Raw genomic sequence first — 11,024 nt, 5'->3', positions numbered from 1 at the left:
GTCCTTTTTTATTTAGCCAATTTAAGATAATAAAAACTGGCATCGGCTTTCACCAATACCAGTTAATATAGACCCTTATTTTCTTGGTTCTGACCAATCAAGGACGGACTTGTGCTAAACTGATAAAAGCACAACGATGGGAGGATATGATTTTGCAAGCACCACAAGCCAAACAGCAGATCGAAGAAAGTGAAACCTTACGTTACGGGACGGCCAAGCAATTGTTGAGGGCCATCATTATCGGGGCCTTGACGGGACTGGTGGTCAGCTTCTTTCGGCTGGCGATTCAAACGAGCTTGCAATGGGTGATGCTCTGCTTCCGTTATTTCCATCACCATCCGGTCTGGCTGATCCCCTGGGTTGTGGCGTCAGTGATTCTTGCTCTGCTCCTCGGCCGTCTGGCCCAGCGGAACCCGAACATCAAAGGCTCCGGGATTCCCCAGGTGGAGGGGCAGCTGACCGGTCAGTTTGATGAACAATGGTGGCCCGTCCTTTGGCGTAAGTTTCTCGGCGGGATCCTGGGAATTGGATCAGGGCTCTACCTCGGTCGGGAAGGACCATCGATCCAACTCGGGGCGACGATTGGCCAGGGGGTCTGTGAAAGCACTCACCAGTCGACCATCGAGCGCCGAGTCGGCATCGCTAGTGGGGCGGCTGCCGGCCTGTCGGCTGCCTTTAACGCGCCGATCGCCTCGACGATGTTCGTTCTCGAAGAGGTTTACCACAACTTTTCTCCTCTGCTTTGGCTGTCGGTTTTTGCCAGTGCCCTGGCTTCGAACATGGTTTCTGTTCAGTTCTTCAGTCTTGCCCCAGACCTGCTGGTGCCCTATAAGGAATATCTGCCGCTCCGTTATTACTGGCACCTGGTCCTACTGGGACTTTTTCTGGGCTTGTTGGGACGGCTTTATCAGTACGTTATCCTGCGTTTGCCCAAATGGGTTCGTCAGGTACACTGGCTCAACCCCGTTTGCTACCCAGTGATTCCTTTTCTTCTAGTGATTCCGATTGCTTGGTTCTGGCCAGTCACACTGGGCGGCGGTAATCAGCTGATTACCAACCTGAATCGCTTACCCTTCAGTCTTTGGATCTTTGCGGGACTCTTCATTCTGCGTTTTATCTTTTCGATGATCAGTTACGGCTCGGAGCTGCCTGGTGGAATTTTCTTGCCGATCCTGACGCTGGGGGCCGTGTTCGGGGCCTTCTACTGCGCGGCAGCAAACCAGCTGGGCTTGCTGCCGGCGCGTTACCTGCCCAACTTTGTCATTTACGCAATGGCTGGCTACTTCGCCTGTATCTCCAAGGCCCCTTTTACCGCGATTCTGTTAATTACAGAGATGGTCGGCTCACTAGCGCATATGATGCCGTTAGCGATTGTTGCGATCGTCGCTTATGTAGTTGTTGACTGGCTCGGCGGGACACCAGTATACATGGCGATGTTCCATAATTTCATGAATAAACAGCCGGTGCAGCCGCATCAATGTCTGACTAAGACCACTTTTGCCGTCTTTGCCGGGTCAGCCTTGGATGGGAAACGCATTCGGGACTTTTCTTGGCCGGCTGGGAGTCTCGTTACCGACATTTACCGGGGTGACGACCATCTAATGCCCCACGGGGAAACGCTGCTTCACGCTGGTGATACCCTGGTTGTAGAACTGGCAGGCAAGCATTACGAGCGCGATCAAGCTCAGATAAACTTCGCGGCTCACCATGCACAATCATAGCCAAGTGCGGCTAAATATGTTAATATAAAACAGTTATAGCGGTTAACATGAGGAGGAAAGGTCCTTGTATAATATTTTAATGACCATTTTCTTGATTGTTTGCGTCATCTTGATTGCTTGCGTGATGATGCAACCGGCCAAGAACGACAATGACGCGATGTCCGCCTTGACGGGTGGTGCCGGGGATCTGTTTTCCCGGAAAAAGGCCCGGGGCTTTGAAGCCGTGATGCAGATTGTCACCACGATTTTGGGTGCCATCTTCTTCATTCTGGCGCTGGCCCTGGTTTATCTTTCAGCACATTAAAGCCTAGCGACGCCTCCTGAAAATACTCAGGGGGCGCTTTTTCAAAACGGAGAATTATATGAGTGATAATAAGTTAGCAGAACGTATTTTACAAAAATTGCAGGATGAACCGACGCGGAGCTTTTCTGCAGAAAAAATTGCCCGGGCAATCGGCATGCCGAAGGCGGATGAATTTACGCCGGTCGTTCAGGCCTTGGCCCAACTGGAACGGGATGGCAAGGTTGAGGTGACGGATCTCGGTGAATTTAAATTGGTCATCAAGTCGCAGCCGCTGACTGGTTCTTTCCGTGGCAACGAACGGGGCTTCGGCTTTGTCAACTATGATGCCAACATGCCTGACATCTATATCAATTCCGATGATACCCTACATGCGATGAACGGTGACCAGGTTGCAGTTAAGATCTTACGGCAACCGAAACCGGGGTCTGATATGGGGCCGGTCGGGAAGGTGACGGAAATCATCGAACACCATTACCAACACATGGTCGGTGAATTCAAGACTTTGACCTTGGGTGATTTTATCGGTGAAATTATTCTCAAGGACAAGAAGCTGAGCAACTTCAAATTTTATGTCACTGACAAGGGCTTAAAGCCGATGGATGGTGAAGTGGTAGACGCAACGATCGCTACTTACCCAAGCGATGACGCCCCTGGCGTAATTACGGGCACGGTGCAAGCGGTCATCGGTGATGAAGATCAGCCCGGCGTTGATATCATGTCGTCAGTCATCGCCCACGACGTCCCCCATGAATTTCCGGAGGATGTTAAAAAAGAAGCTGCGGCGATCCCTGATCATGTCTTGCCAGAAGAAAAAGAGGGGCGCAAGGATGTGACTGACCAGCCGCTGGTGACCATCGATGCCATCGAGTCTAAGGACTTGGACGACGCGGTGGTGGCCTGGAAGCTGGATAATGGCAATTACCATCTGGGGGTCCACATCGCCGATGTGACGCACTATGTTCACTACGGCAGCCCGCTTGACCGGGAAGCTTACAAACGGGGGACCTCTGTTTATCTGACAGACCGGGTAATCCCGATGCTGCCGAAGAAATTATCTAATGGCATCTGTTCCCTTAACCCCGGTGAAGAACGGCTGGCGATGGGCTGTGAAATGGAAATTAATCCCCAAGGGCAGGTTGTTAACTCGTGGATTGGCCCAACACTGATGAAGTCCCATGCCCGGATGACTTACAAGGCCGTCAATGCGATCATCGAGGATCATGATCCGCAGGCTTGTGAAGAGTACCATGATCTCGTACCGATGTTTGAAACGATGAATGAATTGCACCACATTCTCGCTAAACATCGTCACGAGCGCGGGGCAATTGACTTTGACGCTCCTGAGGCCAAGATTATTGTTGATTCCGATGGTCACCCGACCGATATTGAACTCCGGGAACGGCGGACCGCGGAACGTTTGGTTGAATCGTTCATGCTGGCGGCTAACGAAACCGTGGCGAAGACTTTCTTCAATAAGCACGTTCCGTTCTTATACCGGGTTCATGAAACGCCGGATCAAGACCGGATGAAGGATTTTCTCGACTTTCTCGGGGTCTTTGGGATCATCGTACATGGCAATCCTAACCACATAACGCCGAAGATGCTCCAGCAGGTGCTGAAGGACGTTGCGGGCAAGCCAGAAGAACAGATGGTGCAAGTTATGATGCTGCGCTCCATGCAGCAGGCCCGGTATAGTGAAGACGAGCTTGGCCACTTTGGTCTGGCAGCGAAGTTCTACACTCACTTCACTTCGCCGATTCGGCGCTATCCGGATGAAATGGTTCACCGGATGATCAAGTGGTATACCGCAAATGGGACGGGGGCTAAGGCCCAAGCCAAGTTCAAGGACGATCTCAGCGAGATTGCTGAACACACCTCGGACACCGAACGGCGAGGAATCGACACGGAACGGGATGTGGACAGCATGAAGAAGGCTGAATACATGCAGGACCACGTCGGTGAAACATTTGACGCCCAGGTCAGTTCCGTGATGAAGTTCGGTCTCTTTGTAGAACTGCCGAATACGGTCGAAGGCTTGGTCCACATCAGTGCGATGACGGACGATTACTACGAGTATGATGAGAAGCACCTCGCATTGATCGGTCGCCGAACTCACCGGATCTTCCAGATTGGCCAACCGCTCCAGGTAAAACTACTGCGGGTGGATAAGGACCAGCGCGAAGTTGACTTTGAACTGGTTAACCCAGAAAACGCGCCGAAGACCAAGCTGCGGGTCGCCGGGAGTAGTCATGGCCATGGTCATGGTGGCCACGGCAATCGTAATCATGATCATCGTGGCGGTCAGCACCATCGTGGTCATTCTGGACATACTCAGCACCGCAGCGGTGACCACAACGTGGATAATGGGCAACGGAACAGCTTCCAGATTAACCGGGGTCAGACCCGGCACAGCGGGGATGAACCGCACCGGGGACGGCGACGCCACAATAAGGGTCATCGCAATTACCGCCGGGAATATGATTTTACGATTCGGCACCGTTAAAAAATAAAAGGGAGGTAATGGCATGGCCAAGAAGACCCATCAAGAAAAAAACAGTAACTTGGTGGCTCAGAACCGGAAGGCCCGGCACGACTATACCGTCTTATCGACGATCGAGGCCGGTCTGGTTCTAACCGGCACCGAAATCAAGTCGGTGCGGGCTCACCGCGTCACCTTGAAGGATGGTTACGCCCAGATCCGTAACGGTGAGGCTTGGCTGATGAACGTGCACATTGCCGAGTATGATCAGGGCAACATCTATAATCATGATCCCCTGCGCAATCGCAAGTTGCTGCTCCATAAAAAGGAGTTGCGCCGCTTGAGTGGTGAATTATCAAAGCAGGGGATCGCTTTGATCCCCTTGAAGATGTACATCAAGCACGGTTACGCCAAGGTATTGCTCGGGGTAGCTCAGGGGAAGCACCAGTATGATAAGCGCGAGGCGATCAAGAAGCGGGAAACGGACCGTCAGATTGCTCGGGTGATGAAGCACTATTAGACAAGTGTTCTGCTGGATGGATTGGTGGACGCAATAGTAAAGAATTTTTAGGGCTGAGGAACGCAGTGGTTTCCCAGCCCTTTAACGTAGGAGGATCGGATGGATCACATTATTACAACTTTGATTGATCAGTATGGCTACGTGGCTATCTGCCTATTAATTGCGGCCGAAAACGTCTTTCCCCCCTTACCGTCGGAGATCATTTTGACGATGAGTGGCTTTCTAACAACCCGAACGGCCCTGTCAGCTTGGGGTGTCGTGCTCAGTGCGACTCTCGGTTCACTTTTAGGGGCTGTCATCTTAATGATGATCGGGCGTCAGTTAACGCCGCCCCGGTTGGAGCGCTTGTTGCAAACGCGGCTGTTTCGACTGCTGGGCTTTAAGGCTAGTGACGTTCAACGGGCGGTAGCTTGGTTTGACCGCCACGGGATCGGGGCAATTTTTTACGGTCGTTGCATCCCAGTGGTCCGGAGTTTGATCTCGATTCCGGCCGGAATTGCCAGGGTTCCCTTAGCGCGCTTTACGGTTTTGACTATCCTCGGAAGTGCCCTTTGGAACACTCTCTTGGTTGGTCTGGGTGCTCTGGCCGGCGATCAGTGGATGCGGATTGTCAAGCTGTTCAATGACTATACGGCCGTTGTTATGATTATCATCGCCATTTTGCTGATTCTCCTAGTCATTTACTGGTGGTCGCGGCGGATTCGGAAAAACTAAAGTTATTATCGTTTTGTGCGGATTTACTTACGGTTGCGCATCGCTTCGCTGGTGGTTATTGGCCCAGCAGGGTATAATGAAAACGAATGCATTAAAATGATTTTTGTGAAAGGACCGATAAAATGCCATGTACAACAATTTTGGTTGGTAAGAAAGCCAGTGCAGACGGGGTTGCAATGGTGGCCCGCAATGAGGACTATTTCACGGCTTTTAACCCGAAGCGCTTTGTCGTTATCAAGCCGGAAGACCAGCCGGTTCACTACCAGAGCGTCCACAACAAGTTGAAGCTGGAACTGCCGAAAGATCCTCAGCGTTACACCTCGCTGCTGGAAGCAGACATCAAAAAGGACGGCTACTGGGGCGAAGTGGGGATTAATACCGCCAACGTTTCAATGTCGGCTACTGAGACCAGCACGACCAATTCACGGGTCTTGGGTGTCGATCCCTTAAACCCTAAGGGAATCGGGGAAGAAGATTTTGTGACGATCGTTCTGCCGTATATTCATACTGCCCGCGAAGGGGTTCAGCGCCTGGGACAGCTACTGGAAAAGTACGGGACTTATGAATCAAACGGGGTTGCCTTTGGCGATGCCAATGAAGTCTGGTACATGGAGACGATCGGCGGCCATCACTGGGCGGCCAAGAAGGTTCCTGATGATTCTTATGTTGCTGCACCAAACTGGTTTAGCATTACCGATTTCGACTTTAACAGTGATGACACGATGGCTTCTGCCGACCTCGAGCAGATGATTGAAGACAATCATCTAAATCTCGATCGCGACGGCTACAACCTTCGGCACATCTTCGGCAGCCATAATGATTCGGACTATGGCTACAACATCCCACGGCAATGGTACATCCAGCACCTCTTCAACCCGCACGATGATTTGCGGCCGGATGACCCGGAGATGCCTTTTGCCAAGAAGCCGGAACACCTGTTGACGGTCGAAGACGTCAAGTACGCCCTTAGCTCCCACTACCAGCACACCCCTTACGACACCTACGAGGGGACACCGGAGAAGAAGCACCAGTTCCGGCCGATTGGTATCCAGCGCAACCAGGAAGTACACGTCCTGCAAGTTCGGCCAAACGTCGACCCAGCAGAGGCGGGCATCATTTGGCTGGCTTACGGGCCGAACCCGTACAACGGTTTGGCACCGTTTTACACCAACGTGCTGGACACCCCAGCACCGTACCGCGACTCCAGCAAGAAATTCGACATTAATAACATGTACTGGCTCACCCACACGATTGCCACGATGGGCGACGACCACAATTGGCGCTACAATGCCAGCTTGGAAGCTCTTGGTCGCAACACCTTAGCGCAAGGCCGGCACATTGTGGCCACCACGGACGCTCAGTTTGCGGATGCCAAGGATGAAAAAGCCCAGCAGCAATTGCTGATGGATGCTAACGAAAAGACTGCTAAGGCTGCCCATGACCTGGCCCTGAAGTGCCTGGGTGAAATGGTCCAGAAAGGCTCTTTGCAGATGAAATTGAATTACTAACACTCATGAATAACTAAAAAGACGTTACTGTCCATGATCATTTCACGGACGGTAACGTCTTTTTGTATAACGGTTAATTAGCGGCAATTTGTTCTGCAGCCGTTTTGGCCTGGCGAACACAGTCGGGCATTCCAATTAGGTATAAGTTAGCGTAGTGGGCGCTAACATGCTGCTTAAGCTTTTCCACTTGCTTGCGATGGCCCACTAACGCACGGATGTACCACGGTGCCGCTAAAAAAGTTCTCGCTGATTATCCACAGGTCACCTACCATGAAATTAATGGTTTATGGGACCAACCGGCGTTACAGCAATATTGGGAGCAGGCAATTCTCCAATCGCATGACTGGCTGGCTCTTGATGGCACGAAGTTGCTCTTCAGCGCTCATTCGTTGCCGCAAATGATTCTGGAACATGGCGATCCTTATAAGAAGAACGTCGAGGCTAATGTGTTGGCCATCGCCAAACGGCTGCACCTGGCTAGTGCTGATTACCAGCTGGGCTGGCAATCAGCCGGCAAGGGCTCGCCAATTCCGTGGATTGGGCCTAATTTTGAAGATGTTGCTCGTGACCTTGTCAAAGCTGGGACGAAGCAGATTCTTTCTGTTCCGCTTGGTTTTATCAATGATAACTTGGAGATCGATTATGACGTTGACATCGTCCTTAAGCAGATTGTTGAAGCTAATGGAGCCCAGTTTAAGCGGGCACCAATGCCCAATGATGATCCTTTGCTTGGCCAAGCAATTGCCAATAAGTTGTTAGCGGCGGGGTTATTGAACAATTAAATGCTTGAAAATGGGAAAAGGGATCTTGGAAGTGCGATCTTCCAGGGTCCCTTTTGTGTTGTGATAAGAGGAAGTGTTGAACTGGTTCCTTTGCTGTCAAAGTTATTTCAGGCTCATCTTGTCTAGTGGTACAAGGTGCGTATGGTGGACGATTTTGTAGCCAAAGAAGAAGAGCAAAAATACTGGAATGCTCATGTAGGTGATTAAAATGCTGGACCAGTCCAGCTTGGCAAAGGCGCTGATGTCCTGGCCAACGATCACGATCGTACACAAGATAAAGGCCAGGATCGGGCCAAACGGGAATAATCCTGCAGAATAATTCAACTCATCAAGACGATGTCCCTGTTTTAAGAAGCCCCGCCGGAAACGGTAATGTGCTATCGCAATTCCCAGCCATTCGACAAAACCACCCAGGCTGGTCGCGGCAATCAAATAGTTGTAAACGTGGGGACCGATAAATTGTAATCCCCAGATGGCGAGACTTAGTACAGCCATCACTACAAAACTAATGATCGGGACGCCACGGTGGTTAACCTGTCGGAATCCCTTCCACAAAAAGCCGTCCATTGACTGGGAATAGATGATTCGAGAAATTGCGTAGAGCCAGGAATTGGCTGAGGATAAGACCGCAATCAGGATGACGAAATTCATGATTCCTGCGGCGTACCGCAGACCAGCTTCTTGGAAAATGAGGGTAAACGGACTGGTTACGATGTCTTGCACGTCTGAGCTCAGCAGGTGCTTGTTGGTGTATGGCAGAATGCAGGCAATTACGAAGATCGTGCAGATGTAGAATAAAATAATTCGCCAGAAGGTCGCCTTAATGGCGTGGGGCACACTGTGGGCTGGATCCTTAGATTCGCCAGCTGCAATGCCGACCATTTCTGTTCCTTGAAACGAGAAACCAGACACAACAAAGGCGCTGACGATCCCGGACAATCCATGGACAAAGGGGGCCTGGCGATAGGTGAAGTTATGCAAACCCACAGCCTTGTGCGGCCCCAGGATACCGACGATTACCAGTGCCCCGATAATTACAAAGAAGACAACGGCCAGAACTTTTAGCAGGGCTAGCCAGAATTCTGTTTCCCCATAAGCTCGAACCGAGAAGTAATTAATTAGGAAGATTATCACGAACGCCAGCAAGCTGAAGATCCAAGAGGCCACGTGGGGGAACCAAAAATTCATCACAATGCCGACGGTGGTCAATTCAACGGCGACCGTAATTGCGCCGCAAAACCAGTAATTCCAGCCCATCGCGAAGCCCAGAGCTGGGTCAACATAGCGGGCAGCATAGTCAGTAAAGGACCCGCTACGGGGATTGTACGTTGCCATTTCAGCGAGGCTCGTCATGATGAAGTAGACCATGACGCCCATCACCATGTAGGCGATTAAACTGCCGCCAGGACCTGCAGTAGTAATGGCGGAACCACTGGCAATGAAAAGCCCGGTTCCAATTGTTCCTCCCAGGGCAATCATCGTCAAATGCCGCGAACGCAAAGTATGTCTGATGTGACCATTCTTATTATTCATATGAACTCCTTTCCGAAAGAGGTTATATTATTATTTGGATGATTCAAGTGTAAGGGCCAAATGTGGCTATGTAAAATGCTTATTAATGATTAATCTCCATGCCTAATTGTTATGAGCAATTTTGCTTTTGTGAGGATCATTGGTAATGCAGCACAAATAAAAACAGCATTGGCAGAAAAAGTGTCAATGCTGCATTGGGTTGTTGTTCAAAAATTACTTCAATCTTCCCAGGCTCCAGAAGCATTAAAAGAATAGTTCTTCCCGTTAATGTTTTGCTGACCAGTAACCATCCAAGCATTTTGCGGGTCAAAGTAGTACCACTTATTATTAATCATTCTCCAACCACTTGCTGCGTCACCGCTGCCGTTAAAGAAATACCAACGGCCATTCAGATATTGCCAGCCAGTGAGCATGTGGCCGGAGCCAGGTTGGAGGTAGTACCAGTGGCCATTCAGGTACTGCCAGCCAGTGAGCATGTGGCCAGAACCAAGCTGGAGGTAGTACCAGTGACCGTTCAGGTACTGCCAGCCAGTTAACATATGACCAGAGCCAGGTTGGAAATAGTACCAGGCGGAATGGAAACTGTTAATATATTGCCAGCCAGTTAACATACAGCCGTATTCATCGAGATAGTACCAAGATCCGTTAAGATGTTGCCATCCCGATTGGGCGATACTTGGAAATTCAGGACCGTTGCCCGGGTTGAGGAGGTAATACCAATTACCGTTAATCCAGTGCCAGCCATCTCCGTACAAGATACCATTGGCGGAAGCATATACGAATGCTGTCCCGTCACCGAAATATGGATCGATAGCCCGACTATTAATGTAGTAATGACCATTGTTGTCAAAAGCGTACAGATTACCATGGAGGTCTTTAACAACCTCGTTGGCTGCCATTCTTCCGCCATCAAGAAAGTAGTACCAAGCACCGTTAATCCATTGCCAACCCTCTTGAGTTATTTGCTGCCCATTACGATAGTAGGTCCAATAGTTTAAATCATCATTGCTTTGTTGCTTCCAGCCATTATATGGTGTGGCGTTTTGGACAAATGCATTGGTATTGACAATGGCTTGCTGATAGGTACTATTAGTGGCCTCTGTGGTCAGTGACGCGTCAGCATTAGCAGGCGTAATCGCGGAGAAATTGTCGGTCTGTTCATTTTGGGCTTGTTTTGCTGGCAAAGAAGAAACACTGTTTTCTATTGTTTGAGCACTAGCTAGTTTGGTATCAGTGTTAGAAACAGTAGATGAAACAGTCGTGGTAGCGGCGTGAGTCATTGAAGCAGAAATTGCCATACCGGCGAAAAGTGCCAGTATTGTTATTGAACATTTCAAATACTTCCTTTTCATAGATACTCCCCCAAAAAATAAAATAAATATATATGGTGGATTATAGAATGAAGTTAGCCACCCAGTTGGTGGTAAATAAAAAACGCCATTCGGCGTGACATCAGGTATCAT

The 11,024-nt window shown here is 50.1% G+C and carries 9 protein-coding genes; 7 read left to right on the top strand and 2 right to left on the bottom strand.

The features are described 5' to 3' along the window. The first annotated feature begins 179 nt into the window (after positions 1-179). The 7 genes from QOR82_RS07975 to QOR82_RS07945 all read left to right on the top strand — a co-directional run bounded on the left by QOR82_RS07975 (position 180) and on the right by QOR82_RS07945 (position 8,028). Positions 180-1,721 carry a ClC family H(+)/Cl(-) exchange transporter gene (locus QOR82_RS07975; RefSeq protein ID WP_283584245.1) on the top strand — a complete coding sequence of 514 codons (1,542 nt, stop codon included), beginning with the start codon at positions 180-182 and terminating at the stop codon, positions 1,719-1,721. Positions 1,722-1,785: 64 nt separating this feature from the next. Beyond that, positions 1,786-2,025 (top strand): preprotein translocase subunit SecG, encoded by a 240-nt coding sequence (gene secG, locus QOR82_RS07970; RefSeq protein WP_283584244.1) that lies wholly within the window; start codon positions 1,786-1,788, stop codon positions 2,023-2,025. Positions 2,026-2,083: 58 nt separating this feature from the next. Continuing rightward, positions 2,084-4,528 carry a ribonuclease R gene (gene rnr / locus QOR82_RS07965; RefSeq protein ID WP_283584243.1) on the top strand — a complete coding sequence of 815 codons (2,445 nt, stop codon included), beginning with the start codon at positions 2,084-2,086 and terminating at the stop codon, positions 4,526-4,528. Between the two features lie 22 nt (positions 4,529-4,550). Further along, entirely contained in the window at positions 4,551-5,024 is a 474-nt protein-coding gene (gene smpB / locus QOR82_RS07960; protein WP_283584242.1) for an SsrA-binding protein SmpB, read from the top strand. A gap of 99 nt (positions 5,025-5,123) precedes the next feature. Further along, on the top strand, positions 5,124-5,738 hold the full coding sequence (locus QOR82_RS07955) for a DedA family protein (RefSeq protein ID WP_283584241.1): 615 nt from the start codon (positions 5,124-5,126) through the stop codon (positions 5,736-5,738). A 122-nt stretch (positions 5,739-5,860) separates the two neighbouring features. After that, positions 5,861-7,246: a C69 family dipeptidase gene (locus tag QOR82_RS07950; RefSeq protein WP_283584240.1), complete on the top strand. Its 1,386-nt coding sequence runs from the start codon at positions 5,861-5,863 to the stop codon at positions 7,244-7,246. Positions 7,247-7,437: 191 nt separating this feature from the next. Continuing rightward, positions 7,438-8,028: a ferrochelatase gene (locus tag QOR82_RS07945; protein WP_283584239.1), complete on the top strand. Its 591-nt coding sequence runs from the start codon at positions 7,438-7,440 to the stop codon at positions 8,026-8,028. A 102-nt stretch (positions 8,029-8,130) separates the two neighbouring features. On the opposite strand, the gene QOR82_RS07940 is transcribed toward QOR82_RS07945, so the two are convergent. After that, entirely contained in the window at positions 8,131-9,561 is a 1,431-nt protein-coding gene (locus QOR82_RS07940) for an amino acid permease (RefSeq protein ID WP_283584238.1), read from the bottom strand. Between the two features lie 218 nt (positions 9,562-9,779). Beyond that, positions 9,780-10,913 (bottom strand): hypothetical protein, encoded by a 1,134-nt coding sequence (locus tag QOR82_RS07935; RefSeq protein ID WP_283584237.1) that lies wholly within the window; start codon positions 10,911-10,913, stop codon positions 9,780-9,782. Positions 10,914-11,024 lie beyond the last annotated feature (111 nt).

Origin of the sequence: Limosilactobacillus difficilis, from assembly GCF_947387495.1 — a bacterium.
In the GTDB taxonomy this organism is placed as follows: domain Bacteria; phylum Bacillota; class Bacilli; order Lactobacillales; family Lactobacillaceae; genus Limosilactobacillus; species Limosilactobacillus difficilis.
This window is presented reverse-complemented; position numbering and strand designations above follow the sequence as displayed.